This window comes from Gordonia sp. IEGM753 (assembly GCF_050321825.1).
Lineage (GTDB): Bacteria > Pseudomonadota > Gammaproteobacteria > Pseudomonadales > Pseudomonadaceae > Aquipseudomonas.
In genome coordinates this window covers 1,315,271-1,332,692 of record NZ_JBNQGB010000001.1, presented here as the reverse complement: position 1 = coordinate 1,332,692, position 17,422 = coordinate 1,315,271, and the positions used below count along the sequence as shown (strand labels likewise).

General features: G+C 57.1%; 17 protein-coding genes. 9 read left to right on the top strand and 8 right to left on the bottom strand.

Annotation, left to right across the window (positions count from 1 at the left end; all coding sequences use genetic code 11):
* Positions 1-53 precede the first annotated feature (53 nt).
* From ACQR3R_RS06190 to ACQR3R_RS06180, 3 genes are all read left to right on the top strand, one after another.
* Positions 54-734 (top strand): cysteine peptidase family C39 domain-containing protein, encoded by a 681-nt coding sequence (locus ACQR3R_RS06190; RefSeq protein WP_428271134.1) that lies wholly within the window; start codon positions 54-56, stop codon positions 732-734.
* Positions 735-778: 44 nt separating this feature from the next.
* Entirely contained in the window at positions 779-1,522 is a 744-nt protein-coding gene (locus tag ACQR3R_RS06185; RefSeq protein ID WP_428271133.1) for a hypothetical protein, read from the top strand.
* Positions 1,523-1,604: 82 nt separating this feature from the next.
* Positions 1,605-2,876, top strand: coding sequence for a hypothetical protein (locus tag ACQR3R_RS06180; RefSeq protein ID WP_428271132.1), 1,272 nt, complete (start codon positions 1,605-1,607; stop codon positions 2,874-2,876).
* A 154-nt stretch (positions 2,877-3,030) separates the two neighbouring features.
* Here ACQR3R_RS06180 and ACQR3R_RS06175 read toward each other — a convergent pair whose 3' ends face one another.
* Positions 3,031-4,356 (bottom strand): sigma 54-interacting transcriptional regulator, encoded by a 1,326-nt coding sequence (locus ACQR3R_RS06175; protein WP_428271131.1) that lies wholly within the window; start codon positions 4,354-4,356, stop codon positions 3,031-3,033.
* Positions 4,357-4,698: 342 nt separating this feature from the next.
* Between ACQR3R_RS06175 and ACQR3R_RS06170 the strand changes: the two genes are divergently transcribed.
* Both ACQR3R_RS06170 and ACQR3R_RS06165 read left to right on the top strand, forming a co-directional pair.
* The gene (locus tag ACQR3R_RS06170) at positions 4,699-4,965 is read left to right on the top strand and encodes a hypothetical protein (RefSeq protein ID WP_428271130.1); all 267 of its coding nucleotides are present in this window, start codon (positions 4,699-4,701) and stop codon (positions 4,963-4,965) included.
* A 280-nt stretch (positions 4,966-5,245) separates the two neighbouring features.
* Positions 5,246-6,553 carry a hypothetical protein gene (locus tag ACQR3R_RS06165; protein WP_428271129.1) on the top strand — a complete coding sequence of 436 codons (1,308 nt, stop codon included), beginning with the start codon at positions 5,246-5,248 and terminating at the stop codon, positions 6,551-6,553.
* 5 nt (positions 6,554-6,558) lie between these two features.
* Here ACQR3R_RS06165 and ACQR3R_RS06160 read toward each other — a convergent pair whose 3' ends face one another.
* Genes ACQR3R_RS06160 through gnd form a run of 3 tightly spaced genes read right to left on the bottom strand, consistent with a single transcriptional unit; the run spans position 6,559 to position 9,880 of the window.
* Positions 6,559-7,383 (bottom strand): Cof-type HAD-IIB family hydrolase, encoded by an 825-nt coding sequence (locus ACQR3R_RS06160; protein ID WP_428271128.1) that lies wholly within the window; start codon positions 7,381-7,383, stop codon positions 6,559-6,561.
* Positions 7,380-8,903: a glucose-6-phosphate dehydrogenase gene (zwf, locus tag ACQR3R_RS06155; RefSeq protein WP_428271127.1), complete on the bottom strand. Its 1,524-nt coding sequence runs from the start codon at positions 8,901-8,903 to the stop codon at positions 7,380-7,382. The genes ACQR3R_RS06160 and zwf overlap by 4 nt, the downstream gene beginning before the upstream one ends.
* A complete protein-coding gene (gene gnd / locus ACQR3R_RS06150) occupies positions 8,900-9,880 on the bottom strand; it encodes a phosphogluconate dehydrogenase (NAD(+)-dependent, decarboxylating) (RefSeq protein ID WP_428271126.1) in 981 nt (326 codons plus the stop codon). Before gnd ends, zwf begins: the two co-directional genes overlap by 4 nt.
* 275 nt (positions 9,881-10,155) lie before the next feature.
* On the opposite strand from gnd, the gene ACQR3R_RS06145 reads away from it, so the two are divergent.
* The 3 genes from ACQR3R_RS06145 to ACQR3R_RS06135 all read left to right on the top strand — a co-directional run bounded on the left by ACQR3R_RS06145 (position 10,156) and on the right by ACQR3R_RS06135 (position 12,619).
* The gene (locus tag ACQR3R_RS06145) at positions 10,156-10,338 is read left to right on the top strand and encodes a DUF6026 family protein (RefSeq protein ID WP_428271125.1); all 183 of its coding nucleotides are present in this window, start codon (positions 10,156-10,158) and stop codon (positions 10,336-10,338) included.
* Between the two features lie 201 nt (positions 10,339-10,539).
* Positions 10,540-12,276 (top strand): phosphoethanolamine transferase CptA, encoded by a 1,737-nt coding sequence (locus ACQR3R_RS06140; RefSeq protein ID WP_428271124.1) that lies wholly within the window; start codon positions 10,540-10,542, stop codon positions 12,274-12,276.
* Positions 12,277-12,421: 145 nt separating this feature from the next.
* Positions 12,422-12,619 (top strand): hypothetical protein, encoded by a 198-nt coding sequence (locus ACQR3R_RS06135; protein ID WP_428271123.1) that lies wholly within the window; start codon positions 12,422-12,424, stop codon positions 12,617-12,619.
* 275 nt (positions 12,620-12,894) lie between these two features.
* Here the strand turns inward: ACQR3R_RS06135 and ACQR3R_RS06130 are convergent, their stop codons facing one another.
* The 3 genes from ACQR3R_RS06130 to zapE all read right to left on the bottom strand — a co-directional run bounded on the left by ACQR3R_RS06130 (position 12,895) and on the right by zapE (position 15,176).
* Complete coding sequence (locus tag ACQR3R_RS06130; protein WP_428271122.1) at positions 12,895-13,386, bottom strand: GNAT family N-acetyltransferase; 492 nt, start codon at positions 13,384-13,386, stop codon at positions 12,895-12,897.
* A 68-nt stretch (positions 13,387-13,454) separates the two neighbouring features.
* Positions 13,455-14,042 (bottom strand): DinB family protein, encoded by a 588-nt coding sequence (locus ACQR3R_RS06125; protein WP_428271121.1) that lies wholly within the window; start codon positions 14,040-14,042, stop codon positions 13,455-13,457.
* Positions 14,043-14,057: 15 nt separating this feature from the next.
* Entirely contained in the window at positions 14,058-15,176 is a 1,119-nt protein-coding gene (gene zapE, locus ACQR3R_RS06120; RefSeq protein ID WP_428271120.1) for a cell division protein ZapE, read from the bottom strand.
* Between the two features lie 140 nt (positions 15,177-15,316).
* On the opposite strand from zapE, the gene ACQR3R_RS06115 reads away from it, so the two are divergent.
* A complete protein-coding gene (locus tag ACQR3R_RS06115; RefSeq protein WP_428271119.1) occupies positions 15,317-16,369 on the top strand; it encodes an aldo/keto reductase in 1,053 nt (350 codons plus the stop codon).
* Positions 16,370-16,427: 58 nt separating this feature from the next.
* Here the strand turns inward: ACQR3R_RS06115 and speB are convergent, their stop codons facing one another.
* Positions 16,428-17,387 carry an agmatinase gene (gene speB, locus ACQR3R_RS06110; protein WP_428271118.1) on the bottom strand — a complete coding sequence of 320 codons (960 nt, stop codon included), beginning with the start codon at positions 17,385-17,387 and terminating at the stop codon, positions 16,428-16,430.
* Between the last annotated feature and the right edge of the window lie 35 nt (positions 17,388-17,422).

Sequence of the window (17,422 nt, the reverse complement as noted above, 5' to 3'; positions counted from 1 at the left end):
AATGAAAGCCCCGGCAACGGGGCTTTTCCACAGTCCGAAAAGGCGTATCGATCATGCGTAAAACTGCCCTTTTTGCACTCATCTGCTTGTCTGGCCTGACGCAGGCCGCACAGATGCCCGTGGCTGCCTTGCCGGGTGGCGTGCTGGTGTACAAGCAAGTTCAGAGTGTGCGCGAGCGCAAGTTCAGCGACATCGTCGAACAAAAAACCGATTTCAGTTGCGGCGCCGCCGCTCTGGCAACGGTCTTGCGCCAGGCCTATTGGCTCGACGTCGATGAGGAGCACATCATCAAAGGCATGCTGGTCAACGCTGACCAGAACCTTGTTCGTACTCAAGGTTTTTCCATGCTCGACATGAAGCGCTACATAGAAAGCATCGGCATGCGCGCCCGTGGCTACAAAATTCCGCCAGAAAAGCTCGACGCAGTCACTATTCCGGTGGTGGTACTGATGGAAATTCGCGGCTACAAGCACTTCGTGGTGTTGCAGCGGGCGGACAAGAAATGGGTCTACATCGGCGACCCGGTACTTGGTCACAAACGTTTCTCCCACGATGACTTTGTCAAAGGTTGGAATGGCATTGTTTTCGCTGTGGTCGGTCCTGGTTACGACAAGGCAAACGCATTACGCAGCCCACCGGAACCCCTGACCGCCAAAAACAAGCTGGATAACTTCAACCCTGTCAGAGACGCTGAATTGATGGACTTTGGCTTCATACAGAGCGACTTCTTTTAATCGCCAGAAGATTATTTTGGGGCAGGATGCTCCGGGAGCAGCAGATGAAAACCTCATACTGGCTGGCCGCCGCCTGCCTGGCAGCGAGCGCTTCAGGCTACGCCAACGGTTTTACACCCATCGAATTGCAAGATCAGGAACTTTCACAACTTCGCGGTCGTTACGTGATGCCGGGGCGGATTATCAGCTTCGGTATTGTCATGAGCAGTACCTGGCGCAACGCCAGCGGTGATCTGATCGGGGCGACCACGTCCATGCAGATCCAGGCAGCAACCATCAAACCAGAATTTTACGTATCCACTTTCAGCGAGGCCGGGAATGGCGCTACGCCAGGCCAAGGCACCGGCAACGTCATTGGCGGCGCTGGCTTGAACACGACCCAAGGCGTTACCCAAAGTGTGCGCGCTGCTGGCGACAGCAACAGCGCTTACAACAATGTTGGTATCAACGTCACGCAAGGCAGCACGGCGCCCGCACTGGTTCCCCAACAAGGTCAGGCGTTGATGGCCGGGCAAACCATTTCCGGTAGCAATGCCGCCGGTAGCATTGCCGTCTCTGCAACGGGCGGCGGCGTACAAATGGCAATCCTGGCCAACAATAACCAAGGCACCGCGATGAACCAGATAGCCCAGGGCGGCCTGCTGCAGAACACCCGTCTGTTGGGCAGTAGCAATCTGGTTAACAACATGACGCAACTCAACGTGATGCTTAACAATAATGCTCCCAGCGCCGGCGCAATGGACGCCAATCTGACGCAACTTAAAGGACTACGCAGCTTGGGATATTGAACTACGCTGATTCTCGACCACTGGGCTTAAAGGGACGGCTTATTTCATGTACCGATCAGTATCACTGCGGGCAGTTGTATGTTTGAGCACTCTATTTCCGGCAGCGATGCTGCAAGCAGCTCCCGATGCGGATATAGAGACCCTGAAACAGGAGCTTCTGGAATTAAAGCAACGATACGAAGTACAACAAAAAGCACTGGCGGTACTCGAACAGCGAGTCCGCCAGGTTGAAGATCAGCCAGCCACACCACAACCCAAACGCTTGGCCAAGTCGCCAGCAGACATGAAAGGCAACGCACAAGTGGCAACCGGTACGGGTGCCAAAGCGGCTTCAGGGGGAGCCGCAGGCGGTGGTGGTAGTTCCTACGGGCAATCGCTGGCTGATGACTCTCAGCCGGCGCAAAGCGTTTCCAACCTTTACGATGAGGCCAGCGGGTTCTTCGGTGGCGGCAAGTTCAGCTTCGAAACCGGTATCACCTACTCCCGGTACGACACCCGCCAGCTGATTCTCAACGGCTTCCTTGCACTGGACTCGATCTTTCTGGGCAACATCAACCTGGACCGGATCAAGGCTGATACCTGGACGCTTGACCTCACGGGCCGCTACAACTTCAACAATCGCTGGCAGTTCGACGTGAACGTGCCGGTGGTTTATCGCGACTCGACGTATCAATCCGGTGGCGGCAACGGTGGTGCCAGCGGCGTAACGACCGAAAACGACGTCACGCGAGACCCGACCATCGGCGACGTCAACTTTGGCATCGCTTACAAATTCCTGGACGAGTCGGTCAACTCGCCGGATGCCGTCGTCACTCTGCGCGTCAAGGCACCGACCGGCAAAGACCCGTTCGGTATCAAGCTGCGCGCGAGCGACTCCAACAACAACCTGTTCGTGCCCGATACGTTGCCCACCGGCAACGGCGTGTGGTCGATCACGCCGGGTATCTCTCTGGTTAAAACCTACGATCCAGCGGTACTGTTCGGTAGCCTTTCCTACACGCACAATTTGCAGGAATCGTTCGATGACATCAGTTCTACCGTCAACCAGAAGACACCCGGGGAGGTGCGCATAGGCGACAGTTTCCAGATCGGTGCCGGTGTTGCGTTTGCACTGAACGAGAAGATGAGTATGTCGTTCTCGGTGTCTGACCTGGTGCAGCGCAAAAGCAAGTTGAAACAGGACGGTGGGGATTGGCAGTCGGTGGTGTCCAGTGACGCCAACGCCGGGTATTTCAATATCGGGATGACCATTGCCGCCACCGACAACCTGACGATTGTGCCCAACTTGTCGATCGGCATGACAGACGATGCGCCAGACTTCACGTTCAGCCTGAAATTCCCTTACTACTTCTAAAAGCGTTTAACAAAGTGAAGACCCGCCACGACTTTAATCGTGGCGGGTCTTTTGCTTGATGCCTTCAACGAAAACCCTCGGCGGCCTGCCGAAATGGATGGCGTTAACGCGAACCCGCAGGAAACCGGCTTCCCGGTGATGGCGATTGGGAGGGCTAACGAATTTGATGTTTGTGCAATAACCGATAAAAAGTGGGCCGTGAAACACCCAAGACCCTGGCCGCCACACTCAAATTATCACTGTGACGATTCAGCACATCACACAATGCCTGGCGCTCGGCACGCGTCTTATAGTCCTCAAGGGTTCCCATCGGCGAGGTGACTGCCTGTTGACTGATCAAGCCAAGGTCCCTTGCCTCGATCTGCCGTCCTTCAGCCAACACCAAGCCACGACGAACCCTGTTGGCCAACTCACGCACATTCCCTGGCCAGTCATGTTTACCCATCGCAATCAACGCATCCTCACTAAAACTGCGCGGGCGCCGACCGGTTTCATGACTGTAGAAATGCGAAAAATGATTGGCAAGCATCGACAAATCGCCATGGCGCTCACGTAATGGCGCGGTAATTACCTGCAAGACGTTAAGTCGGTAGTACAAGTCTTCACGAAAGCGTTTCTTCTCGATAGCGGCTTCAAGATCGACGTGAGTCGCCGCCAATACTCGAACATCCACCGGGATCGGCTGACTGCCGCCGACGCGCTCAATGTGTTTTTCCTGCAAGAAACGCAGCAAATTCGCCTGCAACTCCAGCGGAAGATCACCGATTTCATCGAGAAACAGGGTTCCGCCATGTGCCGCCTCGATCCTTCCGACCTTGCGCTGGTGCGCGCCGGTAAAGGCACCCTTTTCGTGGCCGAACAGTTCCGACTGGATCAAGTGTTCAGGGATCGCCCCGCAGTTAATCGCAACAAAAGGCTTGCTGTGCCGTTGAGACTGGCGGTGCAGCGTGCGTGCAACCAGCTCTTTGCCGGTGCCGCTTTCGCCACGTATCAATACCGGAGATTCTGTGGGCGCCAATTTGCTCAGCAGTTTGCGCAGTTCCCGAATCGGTTTGCTGTCGCCGAGCAGTTCATGCTCAGGCTGGTCGATGTGAACCGTTCCTTGCCCGCGTAAACGCGCCATGCCGAACGCACGGCCGAGAGTGACTTGCACCCGGGAGACATCGAAAGGCAATGTATGGAAGTCAAAAAACCACTCGCAAACAAAGTCCCCGACGTTCTGCAGGCGCAACACTTCCTGATTCAAAACGGCAATCCATTCGGTACCGCTGCGGCTGATCAGCTCCTTGACCGCATCCGGTCGTTCCAGGTGATAAGGCTGTAAGCGCAGTAAACCCACGTCGCAGGTTTTGTCAGCGGCATTTTCCAGCGTACAGCTGTCAACGTCCCATCCAACAGCGCGCAGACCCGGCAGCAAGCGATGGCAGTCGTCGCAAGGATCCACTACCAATAGACGTCGTAACGCGGGCGCTTCGATCATGACTGTTCCTTGGCGCCAAAATATGGGAAATATTATTAAAAACAGTCATTTGGCAGACCTGGCTGTAACATTAGCAAGAATTTGACAGCGCCTTGTACCGTTTGATTATAGGGCTACGCGTTAACTAGTTATAAGAAGTGACTTTGATAGTTACCTAACGACTCTTCCTTTCACCAGGCTTTCAAACCCTGTACGACGGTTGAACGTATAAAAGAAAGTTAAAATTTTTTCTGCCCAAGTGTGACCCGAACCCCGGTTGAGGGCATCAGTACAAGTAACCAGCCGAACGGTAAGCCCAACCGACGGCACATCACTTGATTGGGCATATAGAGAGAAGACCCCATGACCGCCCCGCTCCGTATCAACGAAGCTCTTTTGATTGCCGACCGCGCATTCCTGCCGTTCCAATGCGTCGCCTGGGCCCCACAAGACGGTAACGGCGAACTCAGCCTGACCGTCATCGACCGCACCCAGTGCAACATTGGTCGCACACAAATCCCGAGCAGTGCTTATACCGATCCCGCACAACTTGAGATGCTGCTTGAACAAGCACGCGCCGAGTTGAGCCAGGAAGGTTACACCTTGCACTCGTGGAAAATGCCGCACTAAGTTCTGTGCGGATTACTAGCGTGTAATCCGCGCCCTCCCCGACGTTATTAGTCAGTAGCCCACGCTACTACTTCACTGATGACGCCTGCTATTTGTACGTTAACGCTGCCAACTACTTGGCACGCTTTGCAGTGGTTCGAAAAGACACTGTTCTGGCACACAACGACCCTCCACCTGTTATTTCAGTCAGTTGTGTACTTCGGTATTCAGGGATTGAATGGCTTGCTAATAAAGTCGCCACCCGCCACTGGATATGGACGACTCGCAGGGAGATGCGTGTATGTCAAACCAGAACGTTTTCGCCTTACCCATAGCCCAGAATAATTCCGGGAAACTCGACCCCTCCTTTGCCGGAAACGGCATCACTCAGGTGTACTTCGCAGGCAGCACTTCAAGCCTGGTGAATGGCATCGCCGTGGATTCGTTTGGCAAGTTGCTGATAGCTGCGAAAGTCGGCATGCCTGACGGTAGCTGGTTTGGCATTGCCCGCTTGCTTGAAGACGGATCCGCCGACCTCTCGTTTGGTCATCACGGCAGCGTTCTGGGGCAGTTCGAGCCGGGCTTTGAAGCCACCGCAGGCAAAATCATCGTATTGCCCAACGGGCACATTCTGATGGTTGGACTGCACTACGAAAATGCGCGTCGAACATTGCCCGCGCTGGCGATGTTCGACCCACAGGGAAACGCAGTCGCAGGCTTTGGCAATAATGGGTGTTGCGTGGTGCGGCTGGCGGGCGACTTATCGATGGGCTTACGCGACACCTGGTTACCGCCAGGCGTCCCGGGCGCCGAAGCCTGTGATGCCTGCGTGCAGGAGGACGATCGAATCGTGCTGCTGGCCAACCATCATTTCGAACTGGCCGATCATGTCGGCCTGCTGATACGGCTAAATGCAGACGGCTCGCTCGACGGCACCTTCAACAGTCGTGGCTTCGTGATCGTCCGCCATCTGCTGATGAACACATGGCTCAGCAGCCTGCTGGTGCAGCCTGACGGTCGAATTTTGGTGGGCGGCTCGATCAACTTTCCAGAGGAAGGCCTGTTGGCCCGCTATCAGTCCGATGGCGGCCTGGACGATCATTTTGCCCTGGACGGCTTCATGACCTTCAAGGCGCATGGACACAACACCCAGGTCAGCGCGATTGCCCAACAGGAAAACGGCGACCTGCTGTGTTACGGCAGCAGCCGTGACCCCATGCATTGCATGGCACTGAAAATACACGGCAATGGCCGTGCAGATATGCATTGGAACGCGGGTCTGCCGCAGCTTTTGGAAATCGGCCACAGTGGCTGCCAATGGAGCGCTGCCCAAGTCTTAAGCGACGGATGCGTGTTAACGGTGGGAGCAACCATTGGCGGCGTTGAAGCCGACTTTCTTATCGCCCGCTACTTGCCTGACGGCAACCTCGACAAACGCTTTGGCGACGGCAATGGCTGGGTGCGAACCCGGTTGGGGCGCAGCCTCGACACCGCTACTTCAGTAGCGGTGCAGGCCGACGGCGCAATCGTGGTGGGCGGTTACTCATTGGACGGAAACTACCGCGCAATCGTGATGCGCTATCTCAACGGCCATGACGCGGCGCCATAACGCGGCTAACCCGCGCCCAGGATATACCGCTCAATTGCCTGAGCCGCGCCGTCTTCGGTGTTAGCGCCGGTCACCACATCAGCCTGACGTTTCACCGTTTCTTCGGCCTGCCCCATCGCAATCGATAACCCCGAGCGATGAAACATGGCCGGGTCATTTCCGCCATCACCCATGGCTGCCGTAGTGTGCAGCGGCACACCCAGATACTCGGCCAGTGTCGCCAGCGCCGCACCTTTGTTGGCTTGCATCGCGGTCACATCCAGATAAATCGGCTGCGAACGCGAGACCTGTGCCTGCCCTTCGACGGTTGGCAGTAACAGCGCTTCCAGCTCGATCAACAGGTCGGTGTTATTGCTGGTCGCGACAATCTTGTCGATGCGCTCAAGGTAGGGTTCAAAACTCTCCACCACCACCGGCGGATAACCCAGGCCATGTTGCTCTCTGGGAACCATCGGCCCGTGCGGATCCTTGAGCAGCCAGTCGCCGCCGCTGAACACCCAGATTTCAATGTCCGGCCGGTCGGCAAATAGTGCCAATGCCGTCAGGGCTGCGGTCGCCGGCAAATAATGCGCGACCAACAGGCTGCCATCCGGTTTGGTGATGGTGCCGCCATTGAACGCTGCGGTCGGCAAATCGACGCCCAAGGCCTCGATCTGCTGCAACATGGCTTTCGGAGGGCGGCCCGTGGCCAGGCTGAACAGCACGCCGGCCTTACGCAACGCATGAACAGCGTCAATGGTGCGCTGGCTCAAACTGTGATCGGGCAACAGCAACGTGCCGTCCATGTCACACAGCAAAAAACGGATGGGTTGATGCGCAGCGTTACTCATCCGAGGCTATGCCAAACGCGGCCATCACGGGTCAGCAGGTCCTCGCCCGCCTGCGGCCCGTCCTCGCCTGCCGGGTAACTTTGCACACTCGAATCCTGTTGCCAGGCGTCGAGGAACGGCTGCACGGCACGCCAACCGTTTTCGATATTGTCGGCACGCTGGAACAGCGTTTGATCACCGGTCAGGCAATCGTAGATAAGGGTTTCGTAGCCGGTAGACGGCTGCATCTCAAAGAAATCCTTGTAGGCGAACCCCAACTCGATGTTGGCCATATTCAGCGCAGGGCCTGGCCGCTTGGCCAGCAGGTCGAACCACATGCCTTCGTTGGGTTGAATCTGAATACGCAGATAAGTCGGTTGCAACTCATCGACTTCGGTATCGCGGAACTGCGCATACGGCGCGGGTTTGAAGCAGATAACGATCTCGGTATCGCGCACGCTCATGCGCTTACCGGTGCGCAGATAGAATGGCACGCCGACCCAACGCCAGTTGTCGATCATCACCTTGAGTGCAACGTACGTTTCGGTGGTGCTGTCGGGCGCTACATTGCCTTCCTGGCGATAACCGGGTAACGACTTGCCGTCGACTTCACCCGCTGCGTATTGGCCGCGCACCGAGTTGGCCCGTGCTTCATCCACCGACCAGGGACGAATAGCGCCCACGACCTTGGCCTTCTCGCCGCGCACCGCATCGGCGCCAAACGCTGCCGGCGGCTCCATCGCGACCATCGCCAACAATTGGAACAGGTGATTGGGCACCATGTCCCGCAGGGCGCCGGTGTGTTCATAAAAGCTGCCACGGGTTTCCACGCCAACGGTTTCGGCGGCGGTGATTTGCACGTGGTCGATGTAGTGATTATTCCAGAACGCTTCAAACAGGCTGTTGGAGAAACGGCTGATCAAAATATTCTGCACGGTCTCCTTGCCCAGATAATGATCGATGCGATAGATCTGGTTTTCGCTCATGACCTTGAGCAAGCAGGCGTTCAAGGCTTCGGCCGTTTGCAGGTCGGAACCGAATGGCTTTTCGATCACCACCCTTCTGAACGCTTCGGGAGTTTCCTGAAGCAAACCGGCAGCGCCGAGACGGCGTACCACTTCGCTGAAAAAACGTGGCGCAGTTGCCAGGTAAAACACGGCATTGCCGGTTCCGCTGTCGGCAATTTTCGCCGCCAGCGCTTGATAAGTGCTGTCGTCCAGGAAGTCGCCCTGGACGTAGCTGATGCCTTTGGCCAGCCGCGCCCACAAATCCGGGTCAAGGGCAGTATCGCCCTTGCCCACTTTGGTCGCTGCTTCGGTGCGGATGAAATCTTCGAGCTTTTGCGCAAAGGCTTCGTCGCTGATGGCGTTGTGATCAACGCCGACGATCCGCAATCCATCGCCCAGCAGACCGTCGCGACTCAGGTTATACAGCGCCGGCATCAGCAAACGCTTGACCAGGTCACCATGGGCACCGAACAGAAACAGCGTGGTCGGTGGAGCGGGTTCTACCTTGGATTTCTTGCGGATCGTCTGGGTCATTTTTTCGGAGTCTCTACGTGGCCGCCGAAGCCGAAGCGCATGGCGGAGAGTAATTTATCGCCGTAAGTACTTTGCTGACGGGAACGGAAACGGGCGAACAACGAATTCGACAGCACGGGGACCGGAACCGATTGCTCCATGGCCGCTTCAATGGTCCAGCGGCCTTCACCGCTGTCTGCCACAGCACCGGAATAGCCGTCGAGTTTAGGGTCGCTGGCCAACGCGTCGGCGGTCAGGTCGAGCAACCAGGAGGACACCACGCTGCCACGACGCCACACTTCGGCGATGTCGCCGACGTTGAGGTCAAAGCGCTGGTCTTCCGGCAAGTTTTCGCTGGATTTGGTTTTCAGAATGTCGAAGCCTTCGGCGAAGGCCTGCATCATTCCGTACTCGATGCCGTTGTGGATCATCTTCACAAAGTGCCCGGAACCCGCAGGGCCTGCGTGGATGTAGCCGCGCTCTGCACGGTCATCCGCCGATTGGCGGTCCTTGGTACGCGGGATGTCGCCCAGGCCCGGTGCCAGGCTTTCGAACAGCGGGTCAAGACGCTTAACCACATCGGCTTCACCGCCGATCATCATGCAGTAGCCGCGCTCCAGGCCCCAGACGCCGCCAGAAGTACCGACGTCAACATAATGCAGGCCTTTTTCCGTCAGGGTTTTAGCACGGCGAATGTCGTCCTTATAAAAGGTGTTGCCGCCATCGATGATGGTATCGCCGGCGTCAAGCAAGGTGCTCAGGGTGTCGATGGTGTCTTCGGTTGGCCCACCGGCGGGCAGCATTACCCACACTGCGCGTGGTTTGGCGAGACCCGCCACCAGGGCCTGCAAATCGGCGACGCCGGTAGCGCCCTCTTTGCCCAAGGTCTCGACGAAGGCGGCATTGCGATCATAAACAACGGTGGTGTGACCGTTGAGCATCAGGCGCCGCGCAATATTGCCGCCCATGCGGCCCAGTCCAATAATCCCGAGTTGCATGTGCTGATGCTCCCTACTGCAAATAAAAAGTGTGTCAAAGGTTATAGCCCAACGCGACCAATGAAGGTTAGTCCAGAGCGCTGGGTTGAAGTTTCCGGGCATTGTGCCCGATCCTGATTGATAACGTCGGTTATCGCAGAGAAGACACACCGACCATGAAAAATAAAAAAGTTCCCTTCGCAGGCAAAAGAAATCAAAATTGGCGCCGATAGTAGGTAACTGCCCGATGTCGGGGAGCGATCTACAGTTGAGACACGCCATTTGCGAGGTGAGCAATGGGTACAGTACAAGCAGCACGGCCAGCACAAACCCTGTACGTCACGATCCGTCGCGACGAATTACGCCAGTTGAAAGAAGAACGCGACCTGCTGAAACAGGAACTCGCGCAACTGCGTCAGCTCACACAAGGCCAACAGGCCCAGCCGTTGCCGATCACCCAGCGCGCTCCGCACGCCTGACACCTCCTCGCTCGAACCGGAAACAGCGCACCGCTGTTTCCGCTACGATTCAGTGCTTTAACATTCGTTGCAACTAACAAAGTTTTCACACACATTTGGTGATACTCCGGCTCATTGTGGCCGTTTGGTGTCTACGCTCAGCCCGTTCGTCGGGAAAATGCGAAGTGCCATCGGCTGATGATCATCAGGTTGGAGCGCTGAATGGCTTTGTTCAAACGCAGCAATACGTCTGCGAAAGGTTTTGATTGGGCCGGGTTTATCTGGCTGTTTGTATTCTTCTGGTACTTCTCCGGAATCACCCAACTGCTGATTCAACTGACGGGCACCTCTGGTTTCAGCGGGTTCCGCCAGGCCTTTGTGATGAGCGCGATCTGGCTCGCACCGATGTTGCTGTTCCCAAGACACACCCGGGTCATGGCCGCACTGATAGGCGTGGTGTTATGGGCCTGCTCGATGGCCAGCCTTGGCTACTTCTTCATCTATCAGCAGGAATTTTCGCAAAGCGTCATCTTCATCATGTTCGAATCGAACATCTCTGAAGCCGGCGAATACATGACCCAGTATTTTGCCTGGTGGATGGTGGCGGCGTTCCTCGCTCACACCCTGTTCGCTTACTTCCTGTGGACACGTTTGCGCCCGGTGTACATGCCTCGTGGCCGTGCGCTGATTGCCGCCACGGTGATCCTGGTTGCCGTGATCGGCTACCCGCTGATCAAACAAACCGCGCGCATGGGCAGCTTCGCCCAAGGTTTCGAGAAGTTCGAAACCCGTATCGAACCCGCCGTGCCTTGGCAAATGGCCGTGGCTTACCATCGTTATCTCGATACGTTGGCCGGCATGCAGGACATGCTCGACAGCGCGAGCAAGATACCGCCGTTGCACAACCTGAAAGATTCGATGGCCAATCAGCCTGCGACGCTAGTACTGGTGATCGGCGAGTCGACCAACCGTCAGCGCATGAGCCTGTACGGCTACCCACGCGAGACCACGCCCGAACTCGACAAACTCAAGGACCAACTGGCGATCTTCGACAATGTCATTACCCCGCGCCCTTACACCATCGAGGCGCTGCAACAGGTACTGACGTTCGCCGACGAAGAGAACCCGGACTTGTACCTGACCACGCCGTCACTGGTCAGCATGATGAAACAGGCAGGTTACAAAACCTTCTGGATCACCAATCAACAGACCATGACCAAGCGCAACACCATGCTGACGACCTTTTCCGAACAGGCCGATCAGCAGGTGTACCTCAACAACAACCGTAACCAGAACGCTGCCCAATACGATGGCGATGTGATCGAGCCGTTCAACAAGGCCCTGGCCGACGCCGCACCGCGCAAACTGATTGTTGTGCACTTGCTGGGTACGCACATGAGCTACCAGTATCGGTACCCGTCCACCTTCGATAAGTTCAAGGATCGCAAAGGCGTGCCTGACGGCGTTCGCGACGATCAGGTGCCTACCTATAACAGCTACGACAACGCCGTGCTGTATAACGATTTCGTGGTGTCGAGCCTGATCAAGGACTACTCGAAATCTGATCCGAACGGTTTCCTGCTGTACCTCTCGGACCACGGTGAAGATGTGTTCGATTCCGCTGGCCATAACACCCTGGGGCGCAACGAAAACAAACCCACCGCGCCGATGTACACCATTCCGTTCATGGCATGGGCTTCGCCGAAGTGGCGCGAAACCCACGACTGGAGTTTCGCTGCTGACTTGAGCCGGCCGTACAGCAGTTCGCAGTTGATTCACACGTGGGCTGATCTGGCCGGGTTGAGCTTCGATGAGCTCGACCGCAGCAAAAGCCTGGTCAGCGACAGCTTCAAGGCCCGCCCATTGTTGATTGGTAACCCATACGAGCGCCAGCAACGCCCACTGATTGACTTCAGCTTGATGAAGCCCAAAGTGCCGCCCGCCGTGGTCCAGCAGTAATACCTTAAGGGGCCGGTTCCGGCCCCTTTTCCTGTGTCAGCGCATAACCACCGTTAATTCCCGGTTAACCGCCTCGGCAGATAATGTTGCCTCGTCATTGCTGCATGGACGACAAGCACCCGAAATCTGTTGTTGGAGGCACACCATGAAACGTACGACGCTGATCCTTGCCGGGCTGATGATGCTGGGCTCGACCGCTGCTTTCGCCGAGGGTGGCGCAGAACGCATGCACTATTACTTCGAGACCTTGCACACACAAAGTAATGCCAGCGCGAGCAAAACCACGGAAGTCCGCGTGCCGAACGATCAAACCGCGCAAGTGACAGAACACTACAAACCGTAATGACGAAAAATGCGCCCGCAGAGTCTGGTTGCCAGCGATGGCGTCTTCGGAATCGCCATCACCGGCAAGCCGGTTTCCTACGGGTTCTGCGCTATAGGCATCTGACCCAGCATCACCCCGAACCGTAGGAGCCTGGCTTGCCAGCGATGGCGTCTTTGAAATCGCCATCACCGGCAAGCCGGTTTCCTACGGGTTCTGCGCTATAGACATCTGACCCAGCATCCCCCCCGAACCGTAGGAGTCTGGCTTGCCAGCGATGGCGTCTTCGTAATTTCCTACAGGGGTTTGGTCCAGAACAGCATTCGGCCGTGCGCGGGGTCGAACATGCCGGCAGCGAAACCAAACTTGCTGTAGGACGCCTGTGCAACGTCATTGCCCTCAAGCACTTCCAGAGTGATCTTGCAGCACCCACGCTGAAGGGCGATCTCTTCGACCTTTTGCAGCATCTGCTGGCTCAGGCCCAAGCCTCGAAACGACTTTACGACCATCACATCGTGCACGTTGACCAGTGGCTTACAGGCAAACGTCGAAAACCCTTCAAAGCAATTGACCAGCCCCGCAGGCACACCTCCGACAAAGGCCAGCACGCTAAATGCGTGGGGACGTTTGGCCAGCTCGATTGGAAGTTGTGCCAACACCTCAGCAGGCAAAGAGTGACCGCCACCCATCGGGTCTTCGGCATAGTGGTTCAACACCAGGCTGATAGCCTCGGCGTGCACCGGGTCGGCGTAATTGGCTTGAAACACCTGAATGTCCGCGGATTCCATTTCCATTCTCGATCACACTAAAAGTAAGGTCGTCCACCCTATCGCGAGGGTCGCTCAAGCTGCAAATTCTAAATGCCGGAGCCCCAGATCAAGGCCTCGGTCCAACCCAGCTCGGCAAAGTCCTGGGCCCGTAAATGGGCCTCGCCGACACAGAAAAACTCATCGAGCTGCGGCGGTTTGACCGACGTACCGCTCAGCATCGAATGCACTTGGCCGCGATGGTGAATCTGGTGTTCAAACAGGTGGGACAGCATGCGTAAACGGCTGTCATGCTGCGGCGTTTCACGGGCAATGGTGACGACTTTTACCAGGTCCGGGTCGCGCATTTGCTCGCAATAGGCGATCAGGCGACGGTCGACCAATGCCTGCTCACGCTTGAGTTCTGTGCCGGTTGAGCACGGTTGCCCGGTGGAGAAAAAAACCTCGCAATGAGGATGCGGCTCATCCCCGCGCAGTTCACGTTCCAGTGCATCCACGTAAAACCAGTCGCAGGTCAAAATATGCTTGAGAGTCGCGCCAACGCTGGGAAAGAAACTGACCCGCGGCGCTGCCAGCTCATCAGCAGTGAGCTGCGTCCAGGCCTTGGCGAGACGATGGTTGGCCCAGGCATTCTGGTAGGCCATGGTCAGCAAATGATGCGACAGAGCGTGAGTCATGCGCTTCTCCCGACTTCAACTCTCGGCAAAACGTTGCAACTGCATTTCCTGTAGCCGGCTCAGGGTGCGCCGAAACGCGAATTCCAGATAACCGTCCGTGTAAAGCGAAGTCATGGGCACCTGCGCCTCTATGTACAGCGGCACTTTACGGTCATAGCATTCGTCTACCAGCGCAATAAACCGCCGAACGCCGTCGTCATGCACCGACAACTGCGGCAGTTCGCGATCACCGGCCTCCACCTGTACGGCCGCGTCTTCAGTGCCTCGGGCAATGCGCCCTTCACGCTTTTGCGCGCTGAGGTTTGGCACGTCACTTAAAAGAATAGCGCTGAAAGCGTCGCACAACGCCATGAAATCCATCGCCGCAAAAGGTTGCTCGCAGAGGTCGGCATAACGCGTCCACAGCACGGTTGCGCTGGCTTGCACCACGCTCAACGAGCGATAGCCAACCTTGACCGGGTCGCTTGCAACTGATTGGCCAACCGTCAGCGTCTTGAATACCTCGCTCAACGCCCCGGGTTTACCTGGCTCAGCTACCCAATAACGTTGCAAGCCTGTGCCTGGGTGCAGTCGGTGATCTTCGCCGCCATCCACGGCGACCACTTGCATGTGTTTTTTGATGGCTTCGATGGCGGGCACGAACCGATCCCGGTTAAAGCCGTCCGCATACAGCAGATCGGGTGGCTGGTTGGATGTGCACACCACCACCACACCTTGCTCGAACATCACCTGAAACAAGCGTCCGAGAATGATCGCGTCGCCGATGTCGTTGACGAACAGTTCATCGAAACACAGCACCCGCACTTCTTCGGCCAGCTCGCGGGCCAAGGCCTGCAGCGGGTCAGCCGTGCCGGTCAACTGAAACGACCGCTGATGCACCCAACCCATGAAGTGATGGAAGTGCTGACGTCGGGCCGGGACCCTCAGGCTTTGATAAAACTGGTCCATGAGCCAGGTCTTGCCGCGCCCGACCGGGCCCCAAAGGTAAACACCGGTGATCGGCGCGCGCCCCTCGTGCAAGGCTTCGTAGCATTTCTGCAACGCCCACACGGCATGTTCCTGGGCTTCGTCCTGGACGAAACCTTTCTGTTCGATGGCCCGTTGCCAGGCGCTGAGCGGAGATTCGAGATTCATGCGCGGCAGTATGCCATGACTGCCGTTGAGCGGATTCGCCGGTAATGACACCTTGACGGAATATATTACTCACATCATATTAAATACATGATGAAAGACATCTAAATGGTAAGCGTCGCGTTCCTACAGGAGTGATTCCCATGCACTACAAAATTTTCGGGCGTAAAACCGGTTTGCGGGTTTCCGAGCTGGCGCTAGGCGGTGGCAATTTTGGCACCGGTTGGGGGCATGGCGCAGAGCGCGAGGAAGGGAAACGGATCTTTGACAGCTACCTGGAAGCAGGCGGCAATTTTATCGACACCGCAAACGGCTATCAGGCCGGACAGTCGGAAGTGATGCTCAGCGAGTTCATTGCTTCCGAGCGTGATCACCTGGTAATCGCCTCCAAATACACCTTGGGAACGACACCATCGGCAGGCGTTTCTCACACCGGTAACAACCGCAAGAACATGGTGCGCGCCGTGGAGGAAAGTCTGAAACGCCTCAATACAGACCACCTCGACCTGTTCTGGGCGCACATGAGTGACGGCGTGACGCCCATGGAAGAGATCTTGCGCGGCTTCGATGACCTGGTGCGCGCCGGCAAGATTCACTACGCAGGACTGTCCAATTTTCCGGCATGGCGCATCGCTCGCGCTGACGTGCTGGCCGAGGTTCGCGGATTTTCGCCGATTGCAGCGATCCAGATCGAGTACAGCCTGGCGGAACGTACTGCCGAACGCGAACAACTGCCCATGGCTGAAGCATTGGGTTTGGCCGCCACATTATGGTCGCCGCTGGGGGGTGGTTTTCTCACCGGCAAGTACCGTAATAACGATGGCGACAACCGTGCCGCCAAGCTCGGCATGCTGATCCATGCAGAGAAAAGCGCCCGTGAAACCGCCCTCCTCGACACGTTGCTCGCCGTCGCTGCAGAACTGGACGCCAGCCCGACGCACGTGGCCATTGCCTGGCTTCGAGAAAAGGCCAAACGTTCGACCACCGCGCTGATCCCGATTCTGGGCTCGCGCACGCGTGAGCAACTGGACGCCACGTTGGGCGCACTGCAAGTGCAATTGAGTGCTGACCAACTGTCGCGGCTGGACGGGGTCAGTGCGGTGCCGAAGGGAGTACCGCATGAAACCGTTGCCGGTTCCATGACGCGCTATACCGGCACTGAAACGCTGGACCTGCCGTTGATTCCCGTCGCGTGATAAACCAACGCCAGCACACCGACCCAGCGCCCTGCAGAGCCGGTCGCTGGAGAACGCCTTACTGATCGACTTTATGTTTAGCGGCGTACAAACACAGCATTTCCATGGCCAGCGTCGCCGCCGCCAGTGAGGTGATTTCCGCATTGTCGTACGCCGGAGCCACCTCCACCACGTCCATACCTACCAGGTTGATGCCACGCAGGCCGCCCAGGATTTCCAGTGCTTGCACCGTGCTCAAACCACCGCATACCGGGGTTCCGGTGCCGGGCGCGAACGCCGGGTCGAGGCAATCGATGTCGAACGTCAGGTACACCGGGTTATCGCCGACCCGCGCCCGAATCGCTGCGACAATCGCATCAACCCCTTGGCGGTGAACCTGGCGCGCATCCAGCACCTGAAAGCCTTGGTGGTCATCATTGGTGGTGCGCAGCCCAACCTGAACCGAGCGCGCCGGATCAACCAACCCTTCCTTGGCCGCATGCCAGAACATGGTCCCGTGATCGACACGCTTGCCCTCTTCATCCGGCCACGTGTCGCTGTGAGCATCAAAGTGGATCAGCGACAGCGCACCATGTTGACGGGCGTGCGCCTTCAGTAGCGGATAAGTGATGAAGTGGTCGCCGCCAAAGGTCAGCATTGCAGCACCTGCACTCAGGATGTGCTCGGCATGCGCTTCGATGGCTTCCGGCACCGAATGCGGCGAACCGTAATCGAAGTCGCAATCGCCGTAATCGATCACGGCCAAATGATCGAACGGGTCGAACGTCCACGGCCAGTGACGTTCCCAGGCGATGCCGGCAGACGCGGCACGAATCCCTCGCGGCCCGAAACGCGCGCCCGGGCGGTTACTGGTGGCGGTATCGAACGGCACGCCGCTGACGGCTACATCCACACCGCGCAGGTCGCGACTGTAGCGACGGCGCATGAAACTGGTGATACCGGCGTAGGTGCTTTCGGCGCTGGTGCCGTAAAGACTGTCACGGGTCATGGCTTGATCGTTATGGGCTGGGACGTCCATCAGGTTCTCCTCTTTATAGTTATGGACTGGCACTT

Bases quoted from the DNA above. Each gene is read 5' to 3' on its own strand.
- gnd (WP_428271126.1), bottom strand. From the start codon at position 9,880: ATGCAACTCGGGATTATTGGACTGGGCCGCATGGGCGGCAATATTGCG.
- ACQR3R_RS06175 (WP_428271131.1), bottom strand. From the start codon at position 4,356: ATGATCGAAGCGCCCGCGTTACGACGTCTATTGGTAGTGGATCCTTGC.
- ACQR3R_RS06140 (WP_428271124.1), top strand. From the start codon at position 10,540: ATGGCTTTGTTCAAACGCAGCAATACGTCTGCGAAAGGTTTTGATTGG.
- ACQR3R_RS06165 (WP_428271129.1), top strand. From the start codon at position 5,246: ATGTCAAACCAGAACGTTTTCGCCTTACCCATAGCCCAGAATAATTCC.
- zapE (WP_428271120.1), bottom strand. From the start codon at position 15,176: ATGAATCTCGAATCTCCGCTCAGCGCCTGGCAACGGGCCATCGAACAG.
- zwf (WP_428271127.1), bottom strand. From the start codon at position 8,903: ATGACCCAGACGATCCGCAAGAAATCCAAGGTAGAACCCGCTCCACCG.
- ACQR3R_RS06145 (WP_428271125.1), top strand. From the start codon at position 10,156: ATGGGTACAGTACAAGCAGCACGGCCAGCACAAACCCTGTACGTCACG.
- speB (WP_428271118.1), bottom strand. From the start codon at position 17,387: ATGGACGTCCCAGCCCATAACGATCAAGCCATGACCCGTGACAGTCTT.
- ACQR3R_RS06130 (WP_428271122.1), bottom strand. From the start codon at position 13,386: ATGGAATCCGCGGACATTCAGGTGTTTCAAGCCAATTACGCCGACCCG.
- ACQR3R_RS06185 (WP_428271133.1), top strand. From the start codon at position 779: ATGAAAACCTCATACTGGCTGGCCGCCGCCTGCCTGGCAGCGAGCGCT.
- ACQR3R_RS06115 (WP_428271119.1), top strand. From the start codon at position 15,317: ATGCACTACAAAATTTTCGGGCGTAAAACCGGTTTGCGGGTTTCCGAG.
- ACQR3R_RS06125 (WP_428271121.1), bottom strand. From the start codon at position 14,042: ATGACTCACGCTCTGTCGCATCATTTGCTGACCATGGCCTACCAGAAT.
- ACQR3R_RS06190 (WP_428271134.1), top strand. From the start codon at position 54: ATGCGTAAAACTGCCCTTTTTGCACTCATCTGCTTGTCTGGCCTGACG.
- ACQR3R_RS06135 (WP_428271123.1), top strand. From the start codon at position 12,422: ATGAAACGTACGACGCTGATCCTTGCCGGGCTGATGATGCTGGGCTCG.
- ACQR3R_RS06170 (WP_428271130.1), top strand. From the start codon at position 4,699: ATGACCGCCCCGCTCCGTATCAACGAAGCTCTTTTGATTGCCGACCGC.
- ACQR3R_RS06160 (WP_428271128.1), bottom strand. From the start codon at position 7,383: ATGAGTAACGCTGCGCATCAACCCATCCGTTTTTTGCTGTGTGACATG.